We start from the raw sequence: 23977 nt of genomic DNA, 5'->3' as shown, positions 1-23977 counted from the left end.
TAATTTATATTATACATCTGAAAATCAGATATTTGCAATTATTGATTGGGATAAAGAATAAAGTTTCTAAAAAATAAATGCCCTCTTAGGCAACCAATGTAAAAATAGATGCGTCTACCTTTATAGAAACCAAAACCAAAGTAAATTGAAAATAATTTCTTTTTATACAAATGAAAGGCTTTTAATAAAAAAGGCTATTGCTGGTAATCCGCAGGCACAAAGGCATTTGTATGAAAAACATGCGCCGAAAATGTTAAGTGTTTGTAGGCAATACATCAAGGATTTAGAATTTGCTGAAGATGTAATGGTAATTGGTTTCGTGAAAGTTTTTAAATATTTAGACACTTTTAAATTCGAGGGTAGTTTTGAAGGTTGGATTAGGAGGATTATGATTAGAGAATCTATCACCTACCTCCGTAAAAAACAGTTTGTAGTTTTTGATGATGATATTTATGAGCGTAATACTCAAAATCATATTTCAGTGAGCTCAGATATTGATGTTGAACAAATTCAGATGCTTATAGATAAGCTTCCAGAAGGGTATAAAATGGTATTTGTGCTCTATGCTGTGGAAGGCTATAAACATAGTGAAATAGCAGAGTTGTTACAGATTACAGAAAGTACATCAAAATCGCAATTATTCAAGGCTAGAAGAATGCTTCAAGAGCAATTAAAGGAACAAAAAATTATAGGATATGGCACCAATTAAGTTTGAAGAGCATATAAAAGAAAAATTAGATAAAAGGGAAATTAAACCCTCTGTTAGGGCTTGGGAAAGTATTGCAAGTTCTATAGATAATACCAATCAAGGAAATAAAAAGGGCTTTGTTTGGTATGCAATAGCTGCCTGTGTATTAGGCTTGTTAATGGCGTCATTATTTTTGTTTTTTGGACAAAAGGAGGCATTAGATGTTGAAAATAGTATCGTGGATAAGCCTACTACAGAAAAACCTATCGAAAAGCTTATTACACCTGCCATTATTGTGGAAGATGCGATAATTGAGACTACGACTAAGTTGGTAGAAATGGAGGAAAATCCTGTTAGCGTGGAAGAAAGTTTGCAGCCTAATAAAGGTGCTGACAAGAGTTTGGATTACGTTGCTAATTTAAATGATAATGAAAAACTTAAAACTTTCGACAATATTGCGTTGAGTAATGAGGATTTAATTAATAACAAAATACACGAGTTAATTGCTCAAGTAGATTCCTTAGAAATTAAAAATAAAACTTCAATTACTGATGCTGAAATAGATGCACTTCTTATCAAAGCGCAAAACGAAATATTGGAACAGCGCATTTTTAAGCAGAAGAATGCCGTAGATGCAATGGCACTTTTAAACGAAGCTGAAAATGAATTAGATAAATCTTTTAGGGATCAGTTGTTTAACACTTTAAAAAACGGCTTTTTCAAAGTTAGAACAGCGGTGGCTGATCGAAATAATTAACACAATTAATATTTTACAAACCATACTTTTCTTTTTCGATATCAGCTGTATTTGAAAAGGGAACAGGGAGGAGTTTATTCATCAATTAATAATCGAAAAAATAAAATCAAATGAAAATAAAATTTACATACATAGCTTTATTCTGTTTTAGTTTAGTTACTGTAAATGCTATCGGGCAGGATAAACACCTAAGCAAAGTGGAGAAACTTAAAGCGCTAAAATCTGAAATTACAGTGCAAGAGAAAGATGCGCTTAAAGTAGAAATAGAAGCCATTAATAGGCGATTGGAGGCTAAGGAGATTAGTGAAACTGAAGCGCAACAACTTAAAGAAAATGCTGCAAAGAAAAGGGCATTAAATATTGAAAATAGACTGAGTATTATTGACAATGAAATTGCATTACATGAACGAAATAATGGAGATGTTTTAGTTTTGGATACTACGAATCAGGTTAGTCAAATAGAGATTAATTGGGGCGGTAAGGGAGATAAAAACAGCAGATTATTTGGTATTCGAATAGATAGTGATACCAAGAACTATAAAGTACAATACGACCGCCGTACTTATTCAGATCTTGTTTTGGCGATAGGTTTAAATAATGCACTTATAGATGGTGAAAGTATAGATGATTCTCCATATAAAATTGGAGGAAGTCGTTTTTTCGAAATAGGTTGGCAATGGCGTACACGTGTATTTAAGAATTCTAATTTCTTGAGAGTAAACTATGGTTTTTCGTTTCAATTTAATGGGTTAAAACCAAAGGATAATCAGTATTTTGTAAATAACGCGGGGCAAACGGAGTTACAAGAATTTGATTACGATTTGGATAAATCTAAATTACGAATGGATAATTTAGTTTTTCCTGTGCATTTAGAATTTGGATCTTCTAATGTGAAAAAAACAGAAACTACAATTCGCTATAGTCTAGACAGAAATTTTAGATTTGGTATTGGAGGATATGGTGGATTTAATTTAGGCACACGCCAAAAATTAAAATATGAAATAGATGGTGAAAATGTAAAAGACAAATTAAAGCGCGGATATAATTCACCAAATTTAATTTATGGAATAAGTGCCTATATGGGTTTTGGAGGAACACAGCTTTATGTTAAATACGATTTAAACCCACTTTTTAAAGATGCCCTAGTGGAGCAACACAATGTTTCACTCGGACTACGGTTTGATTTGGATTAGTATGAAAAAGACCGAGAATTTTCTCGGTCTTTTTTTGCTTTTTAGTTGATAGAAGAAGCGCCTTGCTTTAAATTAACTAAGAACATTAGTGATACAAATTATAGAGCAAGGTCTTCTTCTTAAACAACCAACTAAATATTATAAAAGTTCAAAAGAAACAGAAATATTGTATTTTCTATTATTAATTTCTGTTGCGTAATAAATAGACTCTACCGTTTCATTGGAGTTTGAATTAGTAATGTATAGCGCTTTGCCAACTTTTCTGCCTATTTTTTCGGCCATTGCCGTTGCTTTTGCTTTAGCATCTTCGTAGGCTAGTTTGGTGTAGTTAGCCATTTCTTCATTTGATAAAACATAACTTAAGTTAGCATCAGATTTTGTTACGCCTAAACCTCTTACATTTAAGAATTTTTTCATTTCTTCAGTGGACTTTGTTTTTAGCTTAATTACCGTTCCTTCTTTATCGTAGCCCATAATTGCATAGGCAAGTTCATCTTCGGAAATAGAACTTTTACTTATACCAGCCTTTTCTAAATTATTTAAGTAGGTAGATTTTAAATCAGGTAGTGTCATTCCAGGAGCATCATAATAAACATTAGCTAGGCTTAAGATCATTTTAGCTTCAAATTCTGGTTTAATTACATATTCATGTTCGCCATTTACGGTAATGCTATTCGGAATGTTTTGAGCAAATGTGGTCATTGTAATAAAAATGAGTATTATACTTATCGCTGTTTTTTTCATGGTTATAAATTTTATGGTTTAGTTTATTTACGCAATTGTGAAGATAAAAGATGCTACAATCATCCAAATACCTACAAATATCCCAACAACACCTAGTTTTCCTTGTTTTGGGGCTATTTTAGCACGTAGAGATTCTGCTTTTTCTTTTGCGTTGTCATTTTTAGAAAGAAAGAATTTGTTGATAAGCCCAAATCCTAACATAAAACCTAAAGCTGCAGAAACTATATTGCCAGCTAAAAAGGTAATCCACCAGATAGGAGCAGAGGTTAACCATCCAATATTTAATATAGCAGTGATTATTCCCCAAACACCCCAAAAGCAGAACACTATTCCAATCCAACCTTGGTAAGGTTCTATTTTTTCTAAAAGTTCTTTAGCGTTAGGCTTTTTTGATAAGATTAATGATGGTACTGCAATAATGCTTAATAAAACGAGTGTAATTCCCCAGATCATAATTTTTAGTTTTTAATGATTAATTATTTGTTTTTAATTTGATGACAAAGTTTGAGAAAAAAGAGGGTGTGTTTTACCCTTTTGATAGCGAAAATGCGCTCCCTGTAAACAGTGATAGGTTTATTTTTATAATTATATTTACACGTTATTAGTCGCGAGCTAATATGTTAAAATTGTAAAAATTGATATCAAAAACAACCATAGATCAAGTTTATGAAACTGCCCGTTTAGAGGAGGTAATTGGTGATTTTGTACAATTAAAAAAATCTGGTTCTAACTTTAAAGGTTTGAGTCCGTTTACCGATGAACGTTCCCCGAGTTTTATGGTGAGTCCAGTAAAACAAATCTGGAAAGATTTTAGTAGTGGTAAAGGAGGTAATGTTGTCGCCTTTTTAATGGAGCATGAACATTTTACCTATCCTGAGGCCATTAAATACCTAGCTAAAAAATATAATATAGAGGTTGAAGAAACCGAACAAAGTAGCGAGCAAAAGGAACAGGCTAATGAACGTGAGAGTATGTATCTGGTTTCTGAATACGCTCAAAAATACTTTTCTGAAATACTATGGGATACAGAATTGGGTAAAGCCATTGGCTTGAGCTATTTTAAAGAGCGCGGATTCACAGATGAAACTATAAAGAAGTTTTCTCTTGGTTATTGTTTAGATAACTGGGGCTCTTTTACAAATGCGGCAATAGAAAAGGGATATCAGCTTAAATATTTAGAAGCAACAGGGCTAACTATAGTAAAAGAGGATGCTTCTAATGCTGCCAATACCAAAATGTTCGACCGGTTTAAAGCCCGCGTCATGTTTCCTATACAATCTTTAAGTGGTAGGGTGTTAGGATTTGGAGGACGAATTTTGACCAACGATAAAAAAGCAGCCAAATATCTCAATTCACCAGAAAGCGATATTTATCATAAAAGTAAAGTGCTTTACGGTATTTACCATGCTAAACAAGCCATTGCAAAAGAAGACAACTGTTACCTAGTTGAAGGGTATACAGATGTTATTCAGTTTCACCAAAGAGGTATTGAAAATGTGGTAGCTTCAAGCGGAACGGCGCTAACCCCAGAACAAATTAGACTTGTAAATAGACTTACAAAAAATATTACTGTTCTGTTTGATGGTGATGCTGCGGGTTTAAGAGCGTCATTACGGGGTATAGACTTGATATTGGAACAAGGAATGAATGTAAAAGTTTGTTCTTTTCCAGAAGGGGAAGACCCAGACAGTTTTGCTAAAAATAATAGTTTAGAAGATGTTCAGTTATTTTTAAAAGAGAACTCGAAAGATTTTATACAATTCAAAGCTTCATTATTAATGAAGCAAGCGGCTAACGATCCAATTAAAAGAGCTGAAACCGTTCGGGATATCGTAAATAGTATTGCCAAAATTCCTGACCGAATTCAGAAAGAAATTTATATTCAGGAATGTGCTCAGATTATGAATATTTCGGAGGCTGTTCTGTTTAATACACTGGCTCAAATAGGTAAAAAAGACGAAGCCGATGCAAATAAAAAATTAAAAGAAGAGCGCAAGGATCAGGCTTTTAATGTGGTGAAGAATGAAACTACTATTACAAAGGTCGATGTGCAATATGAACTTGAGCGAAAGATCATTGAGATATTATTGCTTTATGGTAATTCATCGCAACGATTTGAAGATTTACTATTAAAGGAGAATGATAAAGGAGAGCTAGTGCTAGAGCCTGAGTTTTTAGATGCTAAAGTGTATGAAAAAATATTCTTAGACTTACAAGAGGATGAAATAGAGTTAAGTAATGAAAACTTTAAAAGCATTTATAAAAAACTGATTCAGGAGCTCAATGAAAATGAAAATTTCACCATAAATAGTTTTATAGCGCCTTTGGAACAAGATATGGTTTCTGAGATTTCTTCTATTTTAATGGAGGAAGAAAAATATATATTACACGATTGGGGAAGAAAAGATATTTATCCAAAAGCGAAAGATAAAGGCATAGCACAACTTGCTAGTGAAACTATTTTAACCTTACGCTGTTTTTTAGTGAAGAGAAGAATAAACACATTGCAAAGTGAAACCACTGATATTGAAAAAGATAATCGAGAAATTCTGGAAGAGATTATGAACTATATTCAATTAAATAAATTACTAAATCAAAAATTAAATAGAGTTTTATCATAAAAAAAGCCTAGCAATGCTAGGCTTTTCTTTGTAATAATAGTTAGGAATTAATATAATTCTAACGCTTTAGCTTGTTGTAATAAATCCACAAGATTATCTACGTTAAGTTTACGCATTAATCGTGCTTTGTAGGTACTTACAGTTTTTTCGTTTAAGTTTAAGCCAATAGCAACGTCTTTATTACGTTTACCACTTGCTAACATTTTTAAAACTTCTACTTCTCTTGTAGAAAGTTTTCTGAAAAATCTTCTTGGTTTTTTAGTTCCTTCGTCAAATGCAAGTCTTTGCGCAAGTTCATTAGTAATGAACATGTCCCCTTTACTTACTTTTCTAACCGCAGAAATGATATAATCTAAATCTGCTGTTTTAGACAAGTAACCATATGCCCCAGCTCTTATGGTGCTAAGTGCATAAACATCTTCAGATTGCCCACTATAAATAAGCACTTTTACATCTGGAAACTCTGCCTTTACTTTTCTTAATGTAGCGATTCCGTTAATTTCAGGAATATCCATCTCTAACATTACTACATCTGGTCGTAAAGTTTCTAATTTCTTAAATAATTCAGTTGTTGTTGATACATCTGCGATAACATCAAAATCTGAAGCTGTATCTAAAACAAACTTTATTCCAGTTCTTACTACAGGATGGTTATCTGCAATTAATACTTTAATCATGGTTTTTTATTTTCTCGATTTGAAATTAACTATAAATAAATTGCCAATAAATTCTGACATGCAATGTAAAGTTAATTTATCTTATTTCAGGTGTAAATTTGAGTTTTTTTTACAAATCCACCATATTTTAAGACTTTTTTTCGTTTTACTCACTTGATTATAAGGTGAGTGGTTACTTTAGATTGGTAGGAATCGTACAAACAGGGATGGGAACCATCTTATGTTTGTTCGCAGAATTAAACTTTTTGTAGATAGTAAAAACCTCTTTTTCTCTACCGGTAAAGTCTTCAATTGTTTTGCCTTTTTCTACCATCGCCATTGCCCACTCCAGTTCTGGGTAAGATGCTCCAATCTGATCTTCATCGGTTCTATCATCACCCCATAGACCATCTGTAGGCGCGGCATTAATTATTTCTTCGTTTACTCCTAAAGTTCTAGCAATTTCCCAAACCTCAGTTTTTAGTAAATCTGCAATCGGGCTTAAATCTACGCCGCCATCACCATATTTAGTGTAAAATCCTACACCAAAATCTTCTACTTTATTCCCTGTGCCTGCAACTAAATAACGTTCTAAAGCAGCAAAATAGTATAAACTGGTCATTCTAAGTCTTGCTCTTGTGTTTGCTAAAGACATAAATCTATCTTCTTCATTTTCGACCTTAGGCAATTCGTTTATTAAACTATCAAAAACAGGTGTAAGGTTAACTTGTAGTCTTTTTACATTTTTAAAATTTTTTTGCAACCAATCAATATGCCTCGATGCTCTTCCAACTTGATTTTCAGCTTGGTGTATTGGCATTTCTAAACAAAGTAATTCCAAACCAGTTTTAGCACATAGGGTAGAAGTGATAGCAGAATCAATACCGCCAGAGATGCCAATTACAAATCCTTTCATTTTGGCATTGGTGGCATAATCATTTAACCAGGTGACAATATGATTTATTACTTTTTCGGTTTGCATAGAGGTATTTTTTAAGTTGAAAACAATTAACTTTGCTCCGTAAAAATAAAGCCTACGTATTAATAATTAAAACTAAAAAGCAAATACTTTATATGAAGAAGATAATTTTTATTCTCTTACTAGTTTTTCAACTGTTTTTTTATAATTGTGCAGAAGAAGATAAAACGGCTAAAGAAATTAATAAAATTGCAGTAAATATTCAAGTGGCAAGGTTTGATCAGGAATTTGCGAAAACTAATGCTGAAAACTTGAGTGCCATTAAAAAGGAGTATCCTTATTTATTTCCAGAGCAATACACAGATAGTGTATGGATTGCGAAAACTCAAGATACTATTCAGCAAGAATTAAATGAAGAAGTACAGAAGGCCTTTCCAGATTTTAATGCAGAGACAGAGGAATTAGAAGAATTATTTAGACATATAAAATATTACTACCCAAAATTTAAAGAGCCTAAGGTAATTACTTTAACATCAGATGTGGCTTATAATAGCAGAGTAATATTTGCGGATTCTATATTATTGATAGGTCTTGATAATTACCTAGGAAAAGAGCATAAATTTTATGCTGGATTCCAAAACTATATAGCCACTGGACTAGATAAGCAATTTTTAGTTAGTGATGTAGCGAGTGAATTTTGTGGACAAATTGTTCCAAGAGAAAGAGGTAGAACCTTTTTGGATCAAATGGTTTATTATGGAAAAGAATTGTATTTAAAAGACAAACTAATACCTTTTCAATCAGAAGCTCAAAGAATTGTTTACGCACCTGAGCAATTAGAATGGGCGAAAGTTAATGAAGAGCAAATATGGCGATATTATGTAGAAAGAGAATTGTTGTATAGTACCGATAAGCAATTGCAACTACGCTTTTTAGAGCCGGCTCCTTTCTCTAAATTTCAACTAGAATTAATAGATAGCGAATCTCCAGGAAGAATAGGTAGATACATTGGCTGGCAAATAGTTCGTGCATTTATGGAAAACAACGAAGTGACTTTGCAACAAATGTTAACCATACCAGCAGATGAAATATTCAAAAAATCTAATTACAAACCTAAAAAGTAATGGCAAAATTACATACATCAGAAATAACCCTAAGAGTTGGTTTAGATGATAATAGAGTTCCTGAAAAATTAAATTGGTCTGCTCAAGATGGTGGCATAAATAATGAAGAGGCAAAAGCAATGTTATTGTCTGTTTGGGATAGTAAAAATCAAGAATCATTAAAGATAGATCTTTGGACAAAAGATATGCCTGTAGATGAAATGAAAATATTTTTTCATCAAACCCTAGTTTCATTGTCTGATACTTTTATGAAGGCTACTCAAGATGAGAAAATGACTGCTACTATGAAAGATTTCTGTGATTATTTTGCTGAAAAATTGGAGTTGAAAAAATAGGACCTACTTAAATAATTCCATGGTATAATCAAGCAGTTTAACATCGCCAGCCTTGCCATGACCTGGTATAATTAGTTTTACATCAGGATATGCTTCTTTAATTTTTTGAACGGTGGTGCTCCATTGAGCTGTATTGGCATCGCCAGTAAAGCCTTTTGATGCGTTTATGCTTTTAACCAAGCAGCCGCCAAATAATAGATGTTCGCTTGGAATATAGCTTATAATATTATCTGTGGTATGTGCTTCGCCAAAATATCTATTTATTACATTTTCATTGCCAACAGCTACCTCCATTGCATCATCAAAACCTATTTGCGGAACGGTAAAATTATTATGTTGTGCTAAGGCAATAGTTTTGTTACTTGCAAAAGAAGGAATGGCTAATTCATGAAAGGCGGCCAGTCCGCCAAGGCAATCGCCATGAAAATGATTAATGATTACCGCTGATATTTCACTTTTTTTCACTTCGGCTATCCACTTTATTAATTCAAGGCTCACTTCCGAAGTTGTGGGTGTATCAAAAACTATTGCTTCATTATTATTTATGTAAACGAGGCCATTGCAGGCAACTTTTCCAAAATCATCAGTTTCAAGATAGGTTACATGTATAAAGGAATTTGGCGAAACGGGAATAATCTTTAAAGTTTCAGTGTTGTAAGTAACCATTTCTTTTTGAGACTTACAGTTTACAAGAAGTAATACTATAGCTAAAGCGTGCAGTAACTGTTTCATTTTTAAATTAGTTATTCCTTCGTATAAAGATAAAAGAGTATGACCAATGGAAAAACAAAAGATTGAAAAACTTATTTTTATTTACAATGCAAATTCAGGAAAGCATAATGCACTTTTAGATACTATGCATAAAATAGTAAGCCCAAATACATACAATTGTAACCTTTGTGATATTACTTTTGGATTGTTCACAGAAAATAAAACTTGGCGAAAATTTAGAGAAACTTCTAAAGTAGAAATGGTGTTTCTTCATAAAGATGAATATTTAAAAAAATATAAATCTAAATTTAACTACAAATTTACATTTCCAATTGTACTTGCGGAGCATTTAGAATCTCTATCCGTGTTTATAAACACCGATGAATTAAATAAGTTAAAAAACCAAGAAGGTCTTATGAAAGAAATAAGAAAAAGATGGTAATCTTTAGATTAAATCGGCCCAATTGTTTTTCTTAAAATTTTCATTCATCAGATCTATGTAATCCAATAATTCTTCCTGACCGGTACCATTAGATGAAGAAGTAATGAAGTAATTCGGTGCTTCTTGCCAAATACCTTCTAGTAATTGTTGAATGTAGTTTTCTACGTGCTTAAGAATAGCGTTTGGTTTAAGCTTATCTGCTTTTGTAAAAATTATTGAAAATGGAATTTGGCTTTCGCCCATCCATTCCATAAATTCTAAGTCTACCTTTTGGGGTTCATGCCGTATATCTACCAGAACAAAAGCAGAAACTAGTTGCTTGCGTTCTAAAAAGTAATCGGTAATATATTTTTGAAAAGTTCTTTTGTCTTTTTTGGACACTTTTGCGTAACCGTAGCCAGGTAAATCTACCAAAAACCAATTGTCATTTATTTTAAAATGATTTATTAATTGTGTTTTTCCTGGTCTGCCCGATGTTTTAGCTAAACTTTTACGTTGAACTAACATATTAATTAATGAAGACTTCCCTACGTTAGATCTACCGATAAATGCATATTCAGGAATAGGCTCTTTCGGACAGTTAACAACATTGGAGTTGCTCATTACAAAGTCGGCTGACTTTATTTTCATGGATTTATTATTTAGAAATTCCTTGCTTTAAGCCAAGATTCTAAAATTGTATTGAATTTATCCGGATGTTCCATCATTGGTGCATGTCCGCATTTTTCAATCCAAAATAAATCAGAATCAGGAAGCAATTCATGAAATTCTTTCGCCACATTTGGTGGTGTAACATTATCATTCTCGCCCCAAATAATACAGGTTGGTGTTAGCATATGTGGTAAATCCTTGGACATGTTATGTCGGATTGCACTTTTTGCAATCGCAAGTGTTTTTACCAACTTCATTCTATCATTTAAAGTTGCGAAAACTTCATCTATTATTTCAGGTGTTGCAACCTCTGGGTCGTAAAAAACATCTTGAGCTTTTTTCTTAATAAATTCATAGTCACCTCTTTTTGGATAACCATCGCCCATGGCACTTTCATATAATCCTGAACTGCCTGTAATTACTAAAGCCTTAACTAAGTTTGGACTTAATTTGGTGTGCAATAATCCAATGTGACCTCCTAAAGAATTTCCTAGAAGAATTACATCTTTTAAACCCTTAAATTTTATAAATCCTTCTAAAAACTTTGCGAAACTTTTAACGTTTGTTTTTAAAAGTGGCATAGAATAAATTGGTAGTTCTGGTACCAATACTTTGTAACCTAATGGGGGGAAGTGCTCTACTACTCCATTAAAATTGCTAAGTCCGCCTAAAAGGCCATGTAATATAATAATAGGTGTTCCTTCGCCTACTTCAATATACTTGTACTTGCCTTCAGTAATTAACTCTTCTTTCATTAATGTAGGTTGATGTCTTTAGTGGCAAATATAGACATTTCCTTAGAATCCAAACATACTAGTTTTAAAGAGCTTGATACAATTGTTTTTCTAAATTTTATTTTTCTAAATAATCAAAACTTTCAATGGCCGATTTATTGCACTTGTAAATCCAAAAAAGAATGAAAAATATATAGAATTTATTAACAATGTGGTAAATAGTGGTAAATAGTGGTAATAAATTCTATATATTTGAGTTATAATTTGAATAAAAGGATATTAAGTGATCAATTTCATTGGTACATATGATTGTAAAGCGGACGTAAAAGGTCGGGTAATGCTGCCTGTTGCGCTTAAAAATCAAATGGCTCCAGTGCTTACAGATGGCTTTGTGGTAAAGCGTTCTGTTTTTCAACCTTGTTTAGAATTGTACCCAATGAAAGAATGGAATCTTTTAATGGAGAAAATGAATAAGAAAAACAGATTTGTAAAGAAAAACAATGATTTCATTCGTAGGTTTTCAGCCGGAGTAAAAGTTGTAGAAATAGATGCTACGGGCAGATTGCTTATACCTAAAAATCTTATTGACATTGCAAGTATCTCTAAAGATGTTGTGCTAAGTTCGGCAATTAACATTATAGAAATTTGGGATAAGGATAGTTATGAAAAAGTTTTAGAGGATACAACGGATGATTTTGCAGCCTTGGCTGAAGAAGTAATGGGAGGAGACGAAGATGAGTTATCATAACCCTGTTTTATTGCAAGAGTCTGTAGATGGACTTGCTATTAAGAAAGATGGTGTTTATGTGGATGTTACCTTCGGTGGTGGAGGTCATTCTAAGGAAATATTAAGCCGTTTAGGTGAAAATGGAAAGTTGTATGCATTTGATCAAGATGAAGATGCATTAAAGAATACGATTAATGATCCGAGATTTATATTGATTCATGAAAATTTCAGATTCATTGCTCAGTTTTTAAAGTTCTATGGCATTCGGAAAGTAGACGGAATATTAGCCGATTTTGGAGTGTCATCGCATCAGTTTGATGTTGCGGAACGAGGCTTTTCAACTCGGTTTGACGCGGACTTAGATATGCGTATGAGTAAACGCAATACCATATCTGCATATGATGTGGTTAACGGTTATGATTATGATCAGTTGCGAAGCGTGTTGTTCCAGTATGGTGATTTAAGAAATGCTAATGCTATTGCTGCGGCAATAATTGCTAGTAGAGAAGTGGAGCCTATAAAAACAACAGCGCAATTAAAAACAGTTTTAAAACAATTTTTACCAGCAAGAATTGAACATAAAATATTGGCGCAGATTTATCAAGCGATCCGTATTGAGGTGAATCAAGAGATTGAGGTGATTAAGGAGTTTTTAATGCAAGTGCCAGATTTATTAAATGATGAAGGAAGGTTAAGTGTAATAAGCTATCATTCTTTAGAAGATAGGTTGGTTAAAAATTTTATGCGTTCAGGCAAGTTTGAAGGTGAGCCGGAGAAAGATTTTTATGGGAACATGAATTTGCCATTAAAGAAAGTTGGTGGATTGGTGGTTCCTTCTAAAAAAGAAATTGGAATAAATAACCGTGCTCGTAGTGCAAAATTACGAATAGCGGAAAAAGCAAAAAATAAATAAGAACAGTGCGTAAAGGAATTTTAGACATATTAAAAGGTAAGTTCTTGGTGAGTGGTGATGCTCCTAAAAACTGGATTTTTATAATCTATACCTCTTTTTTGGCCGCAGTTATGATTGCAAGTTCACATAGTGCAGATTATAAAGTGCATCAAATAGCAGCATTGAATGAAGAAGTGAAAGATTTGCGTAGTCAGTTTATAGATGGACAAACCGATGTGCAAAGATTAAAATTAGAATCAGAAATTTTAAAAACTGTAGCGGAAGACGGATTACTTCCTTCGGAAACACCTCCGCATAAAATAAGAGTAAAATCAGCTGAGTAATGGCGTTAACGGAAAAGAAAATATTAACAAGATTATACGTGGTAGCAGCATTTCTGTTTGTTTTTGCCGTGGCTGTAGTGGTTAAACTGTTTAGCATACAAATGGTAGACGGTGATAAATACCGACAGTTAGCTGAAGACAGAACAGAAAAGGTTTTTACTATTACCCCTAACCGTGGTAATCTGTATTCGTCTGATGGTAGTTTGTTGGCTACTTCGGTTTCGCGCTACAATATTCATTTTGATGCGGTAACGGTTAAAGATGCTGATTTTAATGAAAACATTAAGCCGCTTTCTTTGGCTTTGTCCAAGTTATTAGGTAAGCCGGCATCACATTACGAACAACTTTTTCGTAAAGCCAAAGCAAATAAAAGTAGATACGCTTTAATTGCGCGAAATCTAGATTATTCGGACTATATAAAGGTTAAAAAATTTCCACTTTTTGAAAAAGGACCAAATAAGGGAGGTATTGTGGTGGATCAAAATACAGTAAGAGAACATCCACTTGGTGGTATTGCAGAACGTAGTGTTGGCTATGAACGTTTTGATGAAAACGGTTATGCTACGCGTGTTGGTTTGGAAGGGGCTTTTACAGAATATTTAAGTGGAATTAAAGGAAGTCGTTTAAAACAAAAAATATCAAAGAACCAATGGAAACCTATTGGTATGGATAATATTGTTGAGCCTAAAGATGGTTACGATGTGTATTCTACTATTGATGTAAATATTCAAGACATTGCGCATCATGCATTATTAGGTCAGTTAGAAAAATATAAAGCCGATCATGGTTGTGTTATCGTAATGGAAACAAAAACCGGTGAGATCAAGGCGATTTCAAATTTAGGTAGAACTGAAGATGGTAAATATTACGAACGATTAAATTATGCAATAGGAGAATCGCATGAACCAGGTTCTACCTTTAAGTTAATGTCGATGATAGTGGCCTTGGAAGATAAGGTGATAGATACCAGTACTGTTATTGATACTGAAAAAGGCTTATATAAGGTTTACAACAAAACGGTAAAAGATTCTAAATGGGGTGGTTATGGTAAAGTGTCTGCTGCCAAAGCATTTGAGGTTTCTTCCAATACGGCTTTCGCTAAAATAATAAATACCAATTATAAAGATAATCCTGAAAAGTTTGTTAATCGCTTAATGAATATGGGGTTAAATCGTGAATTGGGTTTACCTGTTAAGGGTGAAGGTGTGCCTGTAATTCGTTATCCCGGTGATAAAGGATGGTCGGGTATCTCTTTAGCATGGATGTCACATGGTTATGAAGTTTCATTAACACCATTACAAACGCTTACTTTTTATAATGCCATTGCTAATAATGGAGAAATGGTGAAGCCAAGACTCCTTAAAGAGGTAAAAGAATGGGATAAAACCATTTTTAAGTTTGATAAAGAGGTAATAAATCCATCAATATGTTCTCAAGAGACAATTGGTAAAGTTAAAGAGATGATGAAAAATGTTGTGGAGAAAAAGCATGGCACGGGCCACAGTTTGTATTCTCCTAACTTTTCTATGGCTGGTAAGACGGGTACTTGTCAGAAGGACTATGTATCTAAAGACCCAAACAAACTTAAATACATCTCCACTTTTGCTGGCTATTTCCCTGCTGATAATCCTAAATATTCTTGTATTGTGGTAATTCATGAACCAGATAAAAGTGTTGGGTATTATGGGGCAGATGTTTCTGGTCCAGTATTTAAATCGGTTGCACAAAAAATATACACTTCATCGCCAATGATTGATGAAGTTGAAGGTTTGGAAATTAATGATAAAAACCTAAATAGCAAATACGAGCAGTATTATGCCAACGCCAGTAAAAAATTTAGCAAAGTTCCTAATGTAGAAGGCATGAGTGGAATGGATGCAATTGCCATATTAGAAAACCTTGGACTAAAAGTTACGGTTACAGGAAATGGTAAGGTTAGAAAGCAATCTGTAAAGGGTGTGAATATTAGTGAAGTTAAATCAATAGTACTAGAGTTGTCATGAAATCACTTAAAGACATATTGTTTGGGGTGAGTTTAACTGCGGTTAGCGGTTCAACTTCGGTATCTGTAAATAAAATTTGCTTCGATTCACGATTGGTGGGAGCAGAGGATGTTTTTATTGCAATTAGGGGAACGCTTACAGATGGACATAAATATATTGAAAAGGCAATTTCTTTAGGCGCTAAGGCCATTGTTTGTGAAGAAATGCCAGATACAATAGTTGACGGTATTACGTATGTGGAAGTTGATAGTGGTAATAAAGCTTTAGCGATCATGGCTTCTAATTACTATGATAATCCATCTAAAAATCTAAAATTAGTTGGTATTACAGGTACCAATGGTAAAACTACCGTAAGTAGTTTATTATATCAACTGTTTAAGAAAGCAGGTTTTAAAGTGGGTTTAATCTCAACGATTAAAATAATGGTTGATGATAAAACGTATAAAACAAGCCATACTACTCCAGATGCTTTGACGATTAATGAGCATTTGCATCTAATGAATATTGCGGGAGTTGAATACTGCTTTATGGAAGTTAGTTCACATGGAATTCATCAAAAAAGAACGGAAGGTTTAGTTTTTGAAGGGGCTATTTTTACGAATCTTACACATGATCATTTAGACTATCATAAAACCTTTGCAGAGTATAGAGACACTAAAAAAATACTTTTTGATAATCTGCCTAAAAAAGCATTTGCACTAACCAATATTGATGATAAAAATGGCTTGGTTATGTTGCAAAATACCAAGGCAAGAAAATTCACCTATGCACTAAAATCTTATGCAGATTATAGAGCTCAAATTTTAGAAAATCAATTTAACGGTCAGTTATTAAAAATTGATGGAGATGAAGTTTGGTCTAAGTTAATTGGTGATTTTAATGCGTATAATATGCTGGCTATTTATGGTGCGGCACATTTATTAGGACTAGAAAAACTGGAAATATTAAGGTTATTAAGCGAATTGGAAAATGTTGATGGTAGATTTCAATATTTTATATCAAAAGAAAGAATAACGGCAATTGTTGATTATGCCCATACGCCGGATGCGCTTAAAAATGTACTTGATACAATTAATACATTGAGGACTGGAAATGAAAACGTCATCACCGTTGTGGGGTGTGGTGGCGATAGAGATAAGTCTAAGCGTCCGGTTATGGGTCATATCGCTTCAGAAATGAGTAATACGGCAATTTTTACTTCCGACAATCCAAGAACGGAGCAGCCTGAAGTAATTCTTGAAGAAATAGAAGCGGGAGTAGAGCCACAAAATGTTCGTAAAATTTTAACCATAGAAAATCGAGAGCAAGCAATAAAAACAGCGTGTCAATTAGCGCAATCAAATGATATTATTCTAATTGCCGGAAAAGGACATGAAACTTATCAAGAGATTAAAGGGGTGCGTACAGATTTTGATGATTATGAAATCGTACAAAAAATTTTAATGAACTTAAATAAATAAACAACCATAAATTTTAAACCAACACAGCGAGAATGTTATATTATTTATTCGAATTTTTAGAGCAAAATTACCAAGTGCCAGGTGCTGGATTGTTCCAATTCATCACTTTTAGGGCTGCCTTAGCTGTGTTAACATCTCTTTTAATTGCAACGGTTTATGGTAAAAAAATAATTGTATTTCTTCAAAAAAAGCAAATTGGAGAAACCGTACGTGATCTTGGATTAGAGGGGCAAAAACAAAAAGCAGGAACACCAACTATGGGTGGATTAATCATAATCCTTGCTACTTTAATTCCAGTATTGCTTTTTGCAAAATTGGATAATATATATGTCATTTTATTGATTGTAACCACCTTATGGATGGGTATCATTGGTTTTGTGGATGATTACATTAAAATATTTAAAAAAGATAAAGAAGGACTAAAAGGTAGATTTAAAATTTTAGGTCAAGTTGTATTGGGCTTGATTGTAGGGGCAACCTTATTTTTTCATCCTGAGGTTACCATGAAGGAGCGTAGTGTAACCACTATAAATAGCTCATTTAAAGTGGAAAAAATTGCTGGCGACGAAATTAAATCCACACGAACTACCGTTCCTTTTTTTAAGAATAACGAGCTAGATTATACCTCATTTATTGGTTGGATGGGTGACAGTGCTAAAGAATACGCTTGGTTAATTTTTATACCTATAGTTATTATAATAGTTACAGCAGTATCTAACGGAGCAAATCTAACGGATGGTATTGATGGGTTAGCTGCAGGTACCTCGGCCATAATAGTTTTAACATTGGGTATTTTCACATGGATATCTGGTAACATCATCTTCTCTAATTATTTAGATATTATGTTTATACCAAGGGCTGGTGAACTGGTGGTTTTTGTTGCGGCATTTGTAGGAGCTTTAGTAGGGTTTTTATGGTATAATGCCTTTCCTGCATCAGTATTTATGGGGGATACAGGTAGTTTAACTATTGGTGGTGTAATTGCGGTAATTGCCATTATAATCAGAAAAGAATTAATGATTCCTGTGTTATGCGGAATTTTCTTTGCAGAATCAATTTCTGTGATGTTGCAAGTAGGGTATTTTAAATACACCAAGAAAAAATCAGGAGAAGGTAAAAGAATTTTTCTCATGGCGCCATTGCATCATCATTATCAGAAAAAAGGATACCACGAAAGTAAGATTGTAACCCGTTTTTGGATTGTTGGTATTCTATTAGCAATTATTTCAATTGTAACCTTGAAGGTGAGATAGTATGAAAAGGTTAGTCATTCTTGGTGGAGGAGAAAGTGGTGTAGGTACCGCCATTTTAGGAAAGAAAAAAGGATACGAAGTTTTTGTATCTGATAAAGGTAAGATTAAGGATAATTACATAAAAGTTCTTGAACATTTTGAAATAGACTGGGAAGACGAACAGCATACAGAAAGTAAAATTCTTAATGCTGATTTGGTTATGAAAAGTCCAGGAATACCCGATAAAGTGCCATTGGTTGTAAAACTAAAAGAAAAGGGAATTCCTGTAATATCAGAAATAGAATTTGCATCTAAATATACCAATGCAACTATTATTGGTATTACCGGTAGTAATGGTAAAACTACCACAACAATGCTTACCAATCATTTGCTTAAAAATGCAGGTTTAAGTGTGGGCATGGCAGGGAATATTGGTGATAGTTATGCTAAAATGGTTGCTGAAAACAATTTTGATTATTACGTATTAGAAATCAGCAGTTTTCAGTTAGACGGTATTGTGGATTTTAAACCGCATATAGCCATTTTAACCAACATATCACCAGATCATCTAGATCGATACGATTATAAATATGAAAACTATATCGCATCAAAATTTAGAATAGCAGAGAACCAAACCGAAGATGATTATTTGATTTATGATGCTGATGATAAAGATTTAAATGATTGGTTAAGTAAACATCCAGTAAAATCAAAATTATTGCCTTTTTCAATAGAAAAAGAAATGGGCGAAGGGGCCTATAGTACAAACGAGAATATACAGATTACAATTAATAACGACACACTGAAAATGACAACAGAATCTTTAGCTTTAGAAGGAAAGCACAATCTTAAAAACACAATGGCTGCATCAACTGCGGCAAAGCTTATAGGTATCAGAAAAGAAACTATTCGTCAGAGTGTAGCCAATTTTCAAGGGGCTGAACACCGTTTGGAGAAAGTACTGAAAATACATCATGTGGAATATATAAATGATTCTAAAGCAACGAATGTTAATGCTACCTATTATGCTTTAGAAAGCATGAAGACTCCTACTGTTTGGATTGTTGGTGGTGTTGATAAGGGAAATGATTACATGTCGTTAATGCCTTTTGTTCGTGAAAAGGTAAAAGCAATAATCTGTTTAGGAAAAGATAATTCTAAAATTATAGATGCTTTTGGAAATGTTGTTGATCTACTTGTAGAAACCTATGCTATGGATGAAGCAATAAAAGTAGCTTATAAAATTGCAGAAAGAGGAGATACGGTATTGTTGTCGCCAGCATGTGCAAGTTTCGATCTTTTTAATAATTATGAGGATCGTGGTAATCAGTTTAAAGCAGCAGTAAAAAACTTATAGAAAATGGAATTTTTCGACAAAATAAAAGGAGATAAAGCAATTTGGGCCATAGTAGCCTTACTTGCCTTATTTTCATTTTTACCAGTATACAGCGCAAGCAGTAATCTGGTTTATGTTGTTGGAAACGGTACTGGAACAACTATTAGCTTTTTGTTTAAGCATGCGCTTTTATTGGCCTTAGGGTTTGGAATAATTTATGGAGTTCATAGAATTCCAACGCACTTTTTTAAAGGACTATCGCTTATTGCTATGCCAATAGTTTTGCTTTTGCTTATTTATACCCTGGCGCAAGGAACAACTATTGGAGGCGCTAATGCTAGTAGATGGATACGACTTCCGTTAGTAGGTTTTACTTTTCAAACCTCCAATTTGGCTGCCGTTGTATTGCTAGCCTATGTTGCGCGTTATCTTGCTAAAATAAAGGAAAAATCAGTCTCATTTAAGGAAAGCATTTTACCATTATGGTTGCCTGTTTTTCTTGTGATTATTCTAATTCTGCCAGCAAACTTTTCTACAGCAGCAATCATCTTTTTTATGGTAATGGTGCTTTGCTTTTTAGGAGGGTATCCAATAAAATATTTATTGGGCATTGTAGGTACAGGTATTTTAACCTTAACATTATTTATACTTGTAGCTAAAGCGGTGCCAGATCTGTTTCCAAACAGAGTAAATACCTGGCAAAACCGAATTGAAAATTTTACGAATGGTGAAGATAGTGAAGCAGATTACCAAATAGAAAGAGCAAAGATTGCTATTGCTACAGGTGGTATTGTAGGTAAGGGTGCTGGAAAAAGTGTTCAGAAGAACTTTTTACCCCAAAGTTCATCAGATTTTATTTTTGCCATTATCGTGGAAGAATATGGTTTAGTTGGCGGCATGGTATTGGTGTTCTTTTATCTGCTTTTGTTGTTTAGAATTGTTGTGGTAGCTAATGGGCACCAATCTATTTTTGGAAAGCTTTTGGTGGTAGGCGTTGGTTTGCCAATAATATTTCAAGCATTTATAAATATGGCAGTAGCGGTAGAATTGTTTCCAGTTACTGGTCAGACTTTACCATTAATAAGTAGTGGAGGTACTTCTACTTGGATGACGTGTTTGGCTATTGGAATTATTTTAAGTGCTAGTAATAAAGAAACAAGCACTGAACCAAGTTCAGTGGATATTGATGATACAAACCCTTTAGAAGTGTTAAGTGGGCAGTTATAGATTTATACTTTCTGGAGGAGGAACTGGCGGGCATATTTACCCGGCAGTGGCTATTGCGAACGAATTAAAAAGGAGGTATCCTGATGCTGAATTTTTATTTGTTGGTGCAAAAGATAAAATGGAGATGGAGAAGGTGCCTAATGCGGGGTACAGAATAGAAGGACTTTGGATTAGTGGATTGCAAAGAAAGCTAACATTTAAAAATTTATTATTTCCTTTTAAATTATTAAGTAGTTTGATGAAAGCTGGTAAAATAGTAAACAAATTTAAACCTGATGTTGTTATCGGCACTGGGGGATTTGCTAGTGGTCCACTTTTAAAAAGAGCTTCAGCTAAAGGAATTCCTTGTGTGTTGCAAGAGCAAAATTCATATGCTGGGATAACCAATAAATTACTGGCTAAAAAATCGCAAAAAATTTGTGTTGCCTATGATCATATGGAACAATTTTTCCCACAAGATAAAATTGTAAAAACGGGGAATCCTGTACGGGGAGATTTGGTCACTAATAATGTAACCAAGAAAGAAGCTTTAGTTTATTATCAATTAGACGAAAATAAACCCACATTAGTTGTTTTAGGTGGCAGTTTAGGTGCAAGACGAATTAATCAGTTAATAGAAAAGGAGTTGCGTTTTTTTAATGATTTGGGCATTCAAGTGTTATGGCAGTGTGGTAAACTGTACTACAATGAATATAAAAAATACCAATCCGAAACTGTAAAGGTGTTCGATTTTTTAAATAAGATGGATTTTACCTATGCTGCGGCAGATATTGTTATTTCGAGAGCAGGTGCGGGGTCGGTTTCGGAATTATGCATTGTTGGAAAGCCTGTAATTTTTATACCATCGCCTAATGTTGCAGAAGATCATCAAACTAAAAATGCATCAGCATTGGCGGTTAAAAATGCAGCGATAATGATAAAGGAAAGCGACCTAAATATGCAGTTTGAGAGCGTGTTTTCTGCGCTTTTTAAGGATGAAGAGCGAAGAGAGATTTTAGGACGCAATTGCAAAGAAATGGCAATGCCAAATGCTACTCATGATATTGTAAATGAAATAGAAAAATTATTAAAAAAGTAAAATTCCCGCTCACTATTAAAGCAATTTATTGAGAATTAGTATGAACATGAATCAAATACATAGCGTTTATTTTCTTGGTATAGGAGGCATAGGTATGTCTGCTTTAGCTAGGTATTTTGTGTTTCTAGGTAAAAATGTTGGAGGGTATGATAAAACGCCTTCTCCACTAACCTTAGAATTAGAAGGGGTAGGAATGCAAGTTCATTATGAAGATGATATTTCGAAGATTGATGCTAAATTCTTAGACAAGGATTCTTGTTTGGTGGTATATACCCCTGCAGTACCAAAAGATCATACGGAGTTGAATTACTTTTTTGACAATGAATTTACAGTTAAAAAAAGATCAGAGGTGCTAGGTTTAGTAACTAATGAAACATTCTGTTTTGCCGTTGCTGGAACTCATGGTAAAACAACTACCTCAAGTATATTAGCACATATTTTAAAAGAGGCGCAATTGCCAATGACTGCCTTTTTGGGTGGTATATCGGAAGATTTTAATAGTAATTTTTATTACCAGGGTTCGGAATATTCCGTAGTAGAAGCGGATGAATTTGATCGTTCCTTTTTACGTCTTTCCCCAAATATTGCCTGCATTACCTCAATGGATGCAGATCATTTAGATATTTATGGTACAGGTGAAGAATTGCATAAATCATTTAGAGAGTTTGCAGGTAAAATAAAAGAAGGTGGAAAATTATTTGTGCGGAATGGTTTGCCAATTAAAGGAATTACTTATGGTATTGACGATGATTCGGATTATTGCATAAAAAACCTTGAAATTATAAATAGTGTTTATGTTTTCGATATCAAAACTCCTACTATTACCTACAAAAGTGTAAAATTTAGTAAACCAGGGCGTCATAATTTGCTGAATGCATTGGTGGCATGTGCAATGGCATTGGAGTCAAATCCCAATCCTGAAAAAATATTTGATGCTTTAAAGAGCTTTAAAGGGGTGCAACGTCGTTTTTCATATCGCATTAAAAATGAAGATTTTGTTTTTATAGATGATTATGCACATCATCCTACCGAAATTAATGCGGTATATGATGCTGTGGCAGAAATGCATCCTAATAAAAAAGTTTTAGCCATTTTCCAACCGCATTTGTTTTCAAGAACAAAAGATTTTGCAGATGATTTTGCATCAAGTTTAGAAAAATTCGAAAATGTTTTGTTGTTAGATATATATCCTGCAAGAGAAAAACCAATGGAGGGTATTACCTCAGAATGGCTGTTAGGTAAAATAAATAATCCAAATAAAAAATTAATTCAGAAGTCAGATTTAATACAAGAAATTAAAAATCAAGCACCAGAAGTATTAGTAGTAATGGGTGCTGGTGATATAGGGTTAGAGGTTGTGAAAATTGAAAAAGCATTGAAAAATGAAAATTAATTGGAACATAGTAAAGTTGCTAGTTTTATTGATCGCGGTTGTAGGTCTATATGCGTTTTCTAACAAAAGAAATAATCATAAAACTATAGCAGAACTCGATATTAAGTTTGCCGATGGGGAGAATTTATATGTAACAACGGGCATGGTTAATAAATTGTTAATACAAAAATTCAATGGGTTTGAAATCGTGCCCAAAGAAAATTTAGTTTTGAATACTATGGAAAAGGCTCTTGAAGCCAATGAAATGGTTAAAAATGCCCAAGTCTATCTCACCGTAAATGGTAAGTTGACGACAAAAATCGTTCAACGCAACCCAATTGGTCGTGTAGAAGGGAGTACAATATTTTATCTTGATGATGAAGGAAAGCGTATGCCGCTGTCTCCTAATCATTCCGCAAGGGTCCCAGTTATAACAGGGAACATAACCGGTAAAAGTTTAGAAGATGTGCATATAATTTTAAACCATATTAATGGAGATGATTTTTTGCGCAAAAATGTAATTGGAATACAAGTGTTAAATAACAATAAATACCAATTAAAATTTAGAACAGAAAATTTTGCTGTTAATATTGGGAAGGCCGAAGCTTTGGAACAAAAGTTCAATAAGTTCAAAGCTTTTTATGTCAAGGGTACAAAAGATAAATCGCTTGATAAATTTAGTTTAGTGAGTTTAGAGTATAACAATCAGGTTGTGTGCACCAAAATTTAAG

At 33.5% G+C, this 23977-nt stretch carries 25 protein-coding genes; 18 read left to right on the top strand and 7 right to left on the bottom strand.

What is annotated here, in order from left to right:
- Positions 1–145: 145 nt before the first annotated feature.
- The 3 genes from B8963_RS00920 to B8963_RS00910 all read left to right on the top strand — a co-directional run bounded on the left by B8963_RS00920 (position 146) and on the right by B8963_RS00910 (position 2638).
- A complete protein-coding gene (locus B8963_RS00920) occupies positions 146–709 on the top strand; it encodes an RNA polymerase sigma factor (RefSeq protein WP_084059432.1) in 564 nt (187 codons plus the stop codon).
- Positions 696–1445, top strand: a complete 750-nt coding sequence (locus tag B8963_RS00915; RefSeq protein WP_084059431.1) for a hypothetical protein — start codon at positions 696–698, stop codon at positions 1443–1445. Before B8963_RS00920 ends, B8963_RS00915 begins: the two co-directional genes overlap by 14 nt.
- A 110-nt stretch (positions 1446–1555) precedes the next feature.
- A complete protein-coding gene (locus B8963_RS00910; protein ID WP_084059430.1) occupies positions 1556–2638 on the top strand; it encodes a hypothetical protein in 1083 nt (360 codons plus the stop codon).
- A 138-nt stretch (positions 2639–2776) separates the two neighbouring features.
- Here B8963_RS00910 and B8963_RS00905 read toward each other — a convergent pair whose 3' ends face one another.
- Entirely contained in the window at positions 2777–3382 is a 606-nt protein-coding gene (locus tag B8963_RS00905; RefSeq protein WP_084059429.1) for an SIMPL domain-containing protein, read from the bottom strand.
- Between the two features lie 27 nt (positions 3383–3409).
- Complete coding sequence (locus B8963_RS00900; RefSeq protein WP_084059428.1) at positions 3410–3835, bottom strand: hypothetical protein; 426 nt, start codon at positions 3833–3835, stop codon at positions 3410–3412.
- A 182-nt stretch (positions 3836–4017) separates the two neighbouring features.
- On the opposite strand from B8963_RS00900, the gene dnaG reads away from it, so the two are divergent.
- Complete coding sequence (dnaG, locus tag B8963_RS00895) at positions 4018–6003, top strand: DNA primase (RefSeq protein WP_084059427.1); 1986 nt, start codon at positions 4018–4020, stop codon at positions 6001–6003.
- Between the two features lie 47 nt (positions 6004–6050).
- On the opposite strand, the gene B8963_RS00890 is transcribed toward dnaG, so the two are convergent.
- Positions 6051–6680: a response regulator gene (locus B8963_RS00890; RefSeq protein ID WP_084059426.1), complete on the bottom strand. Its 630-nt coding sequence runs from the start codon at positions 6678–6680 to the stop codon at positions 6051–6053.
- A gap of 172 nt (positions 6681–6852) precedes the next feature.
- The gene (gene nadE / locus B8963_RS00885; RefSeq protein ID WP_084059425.1) at positions 6853–7641 is read right to left on the bottom strand and encodes an NAD(+) synthase; all 789 of its coding nucleotides are present in this window, start codon (positions 7639–7641) and stop codon (positions 6853–6855) included.
- 92 nt (positions 7642–7733) lie between these two features.
- Here nadE and gldB point away from each other — a divergent pair, with 92 nt between their 5' ends.
- Both gldB and gldC read left to right on the top strand, forming a co-directional pair.
- Positions 7734–8702: a gliding motility lipoprotein GldB gene (gene gldB, locus B8963_RS00880; protein WP_084060679.1), complete on the top strand. Its 969-nt coding sequence runs from the start codon at positions 7734–7736 to the stop codon at positions 8700–8702.
- A complete protein-coding gene (gene gldC, locus B8963_RS00875; RefSeq protein WP_084059424.1) occupies positions 8702–9037 on the top strand; it encodes a gliding motility protein GldC in 336 nt (111 codons plus the stop codon). The genes gldB and gldC overlap by 1 nt, the downstream gene beginning before the upstream one ends.
- A gap of 3 nt (positions 9038–9040) precedes the next feature.
- On the opposite strand, the gene bla is transcribed toward gldC, so the two are convergent.
- Positions 9041–9769, bottom strand: coding sequence for a subclass B1 metallo-beta-lactamase (gene bla, locus B8963_RS00870; RefSeq protein ID WP_084059423.1), 729 nt, complete (start codon positions 9767–9769; stop codon positions 9041–9043).
- 46 nt (positions 9770–9815) lie between these two features.
- Between bla and B8963_RS00865 the strand changes: the two genes are divergently transcribed.
- Positions 9816–10190, top strand: coding sequence for a GTPase (locus B8963_RS00865; protein ID WP_084059422.1), 375 nt, complete (start codon positions 9816–9818; stop codon positions 10188–10190).
- A 3-nt stretch (positions 10191–10193) separates the two neighbouring features.
- Here the strand turns inward: B8963_RS00865 and yihA are convergent, their stop codons facing one another.
- Both yihA and B8963_RS00855 read right to left on the bottom strand, forming a co-directional pair.
- Positions 10194–10820, bottom strand: a complete 627-nt coding sequence (yihA, locus tag B8963_RS00860) for a ribosome biogenesis GTP-binding protein YihA/YsxC (protein ID WP_084059421.1) — start codon at positions 10818–10820, stop codon at positions 10194–10196.
- A gap of 11 nt (positions 10821–10831) precedes the next feature.
- Positions 10832–11596 carry an alpha/beta fold hydrolase gene (locus B8963_RS00855; RefSeq protein WP_084059420.1) on the bottom strand — a complete coding sequence of 255 codons (765 nt, stop codon included), beginning with the start codon at positions 11594–11596 and terminating at the stop codon, positions 10832–10834.
- Positions 11597–11858: 262 nt separating this feature from the next.
- Between B8963_RS00855 and mraZ the strand changes: the two genes are divergently transcribed.
- From mraZ to B8963_RS00800, 11 genes are read left to right on the top strand one after another with little or no spacing between them, the layout of a single operon-like run.
- A complete protein-coding gene (mraZ, locus tag B8963_RS00850) occupies positions 11859–12323 on the top strand; it encodes a division/cell wall cluster transcriptional repressor MraZ (RefSeq protein ID WP_084059419.1) in 465 nt (154 codons plus the stop codon).
- Positions 12310–13215: a 16S rRNA (cytosine(1402)-N(4))-methyltransferase RsmH gene (gene rsmH, locus B8963_RS00845; RefSeq protein ID WP_084059418.1), complete on the top strand. Its 906-nt coding sequence runs from the start codon at positions 12310–12312 to the stop codon at positions 13213–13215. Before mraZ ends, rsmH begins: the two co-directional genes overlap by 14 nt.
- 5 nt (positions 13216–13220) lie before the next feature.
- The gene (locus B8963_RS00840; protein WP_084059417.1) at positions 13221–13538 is read left to right on the top strand and encodes an FtsL-like putative cell division protein; all 318 of its coding nucleotides are present in this window, start codon (positions 13221–13223) and stop codon (positions 13536–13538) included.
- Positions 13538–15541 carry a penicillin-binding protein gene (locus B8963_RS00835; protein WP_084059416.1) on the top strand — a complete coding sequence of 668 codons (2004 nt, stop codon included), beginning with the start codon at positions 13538–13540 and terminating at the stop codon, positions 15539–15541. The genes B8963_RS00840 and B8963_RS00835 overlap by 1 nt, the downstream gene beginning before the upstream one ends.
- Positions 15538–17001 (top strand): UDP-N-acetylmuramoyl-L-alanyl-D-glutamate--2,6-diaminopimelate ligase, encoded by a 1464-nt coding sequence (locus tag B8963_RS00830; RefSeq protein WP_084059415.1) that lies wholly within the window; start codon positions 15538–15540, stop codon positions 16999–17001. The genes B8963_RS00835 and B8963_RS00830 overlap by 4 nt, the downstream gene beginning before the upstream one ends.
- Positions 17002–17033: 32 nt before the next feature.
- Positions 17034–18254, top strand: coding sequence for a phospho-N-acetylmuramoyl-pentapeptide-transferase (gene mraY / locus B8963_RS00825; protein ID WP_084059414.1), 1221 nt, complete (start codon positions 17034–17036; stop codon positions 18252–18254).
- Position 18255: 1 nt separating this feature from the next.
- Positions 18256–19590, top strand: coding sequence for a UDP-N-acetylmuramoyl-L-alanine--D-glutamate ligase (murD, locus tag B8963_RS00820; protein WP_084059413.1), 1335 nt, complete (start codon positions 18256–18258; stop codon positions 19588–19590).
- Between the two features lie 3 nt (positions 19591–19593).
- On the top strand, positions 19594–20796 hold the full coding sequence (locus B8963_RS00815; protein WP_084059412.1) for an FtsW/RodA/SpoVE family cell cycle protein: 1203 nt from the start codon (positions 19594–19596) through the stop codon (positions 20794–20796).
- Positions 20783–21874 (top strand): undecaprenyldiphospho-muramoylpentapeptide beta-N-acetylglucosaminyltransferase, encoded by a 1092-nt coding sequence (murG, locus tag B8963_RS00810; RefSeq protein WP_084059411.1) that lies wholly within the window; start codon positions 20783–20785, stop codon positions 21872–21874. Before B8963_RS00815 ends, murG begins: the two co-directional genes overlap by 14 nt.
- A gap of 40 nt (positions 21875–21914) precedes the next feature.
- Complete coding sequence (murC, locus tag B8963_RS00805) at positions 21915–23267, top strand: UDP-N-acetylmuramate--L-alanine ligase (RefSeq protein ID WP_084059410.1); 1353 nt, start codon at positions 21915–21917, stop codon at positions 23265–23267.
- On the top strand, positions 23257–23976 hold the full coding sequence (locus B8963_RS00800) for a cell division protein FtsQ/DivIB (RefSeq protein WP_084059409.1): 720 nt from the start codon (positions 23257–23259) through the stop codon (positions 23974–23976). Before murC ends, B8963_RS00800 begins: the two co-directional genes overlap by 11 nt.
- Position 23977: the final 1 nt, after the last annotated feature.

It is taken from the genome of Cellulophaga tyrosinoxydans, assembly GCF_900176415.1.
Taxonomy (GTDB): Bacteria; Bacteroidota; Bacteroidia; order Flavobacteriales; family Flavobacteriaceae; genus Cellulophaga; species Cellulophaga tyrosinoxydans.
Note: the sequence above shows the minus strand (reverse complement) of the source record. Positions and strands in the feature narration are given on the sequence as shown.

Excerpts from the sequence above, each read along its gene's own strand:
- B8963_RS00900 (WP_084059428.1), bottom strand. The coding sequence starts at position 3,835 with ATGATCTGGGGAATTACACTCGTTTTATTAAGCATTATTGCAGTACCA.
- B8963_RS00830 (WP_084059415.1), top strand. The coding sequence starts at position 15,538 with ATGAAATCACTTAAAGACATATTGTTTGGGGTGAGTTTAACTGCGGTT.
- nadE (WP_084059425.1), bottom strand. The coding sequence starts at position 7,641 with ATGCAAACCGAAAAAGTAATAAATCATATTGTCACCTGGTTAAATGAT.
- yihA (WP_084059421.1), bottom strand. The coding sequence starts at position 10,820 with ATGAAAATAAAGTCAGCCGACTTTGTAATGAGCAACTCCAATGTTGTT.
- B8963_RS00835 (WP_084059416.1), top strand. The coding sequence starts at position 13,538 with ATGGCGTTAACGGAAAAGAAAATATTAACAAGATTATACGTGGTAGCA.
- B8963_RS00890 (WP_084059426.1), bottom strand. The coding sequence starts at position 6,680 with ATGATTAAAGTATTAATTGCAGATAACCATCCTGTAGTAAGAACTGGA.
- B8963_RS00865 (WP_084059422.1), top strand. The coding sequence starts at position 9,816 with ATGGAAAAACAAAAGATTGAAAAACTTATTTTTATTTACAATGCAAAT.
- B8963_RS00915 (WP_084059431.1), top strand. The coding sequence starts at position 696 with ATGGCACCAATTAAGTTTGAAGAGCATATAAAAGAAAAATTAGATAAA.
- B8963_RS00800 (WP_084059409.1), top strand. The coding sequence starts at position 23,257 with ATGAAAATTAATTGGAACATAGTAAAGTTGCTAGTTTTATTGATCGCG.
- gldB (WP_084060679.1), top strand. The coding sequence starts at position 7,734 with ATGAAGAAGATAATTTTTATTCTCTTACTAGTTTTTCAACTGTTTTTT.
- gldC (WP_084059424.1), top strand. The coding sequence starts at position 8,702 with ATGGCAAAATTACATACATCAGAAATAACCCTAAGAGTTGGTTTAGAT.
- B8963_RS00905 (WP_084059429.1), bottom strand. The coding sequence starts at position 3,382 with ATGAAAAAAACAGCGATAAGTATAATACTCATTTTTATTACAATGACC.
- rsmH (WP_084059418.1), top strand. The coding sequence starts at position 12,310 with ATGAGTTATCATAACCCTGTTTTATTGCAAGAGTCTGTAGATGGACTT.
- murD (WP_084059413.1), top strand. The coding sequence starts at position 18,256 with ATGAAAAGGTTAGTCATTCTTGGTGGAGGAGAAAGTGGTGTAGGTACC.
- B8963_RS00910 (WP_084059430.1), top strand. The coding sequence starts at position 1,556 with ATGAAAATAAAATTTACATACATAGCTTTATTCTGTTTTAGTTTAGTT.
- B8963_RS00815 (WP_084059412.1), top strand. The coding sequence starts at position 19,594 with ATGGAATTTTTCGACAAAATAAAAGGAGATAAAGCAATTTGGGCCATA.
- bla (WP_084059423.1), bottom strand. The coding sequence starts at position 9,769 with ATGAAACAGTTACTGCACGCTTTAGCTATAGTATTACTTCTTGTAAAC.
- mraY (WP_084059414.1), top strand. The coding sequence starts at position 17,034 with ATGTTATATTATTTATTCGAATTTTTAGAGCAAAATTACCAAGTGCCA.
- murC (WP_084059410.1), top strand. The coding sequence starts at position 21,915 with ATGAACATGAATCAAATACATAGCGTTTATTTTCTTGGTATAGGAGGC.
- B8963_RS00855 (WP_084059420.1), bottom strand. The coding sequence starts at position 11,596 with ATGAAAGAAGAGTTAATTACTGAAGGCAAGTACAAGTATATTGAAGTA.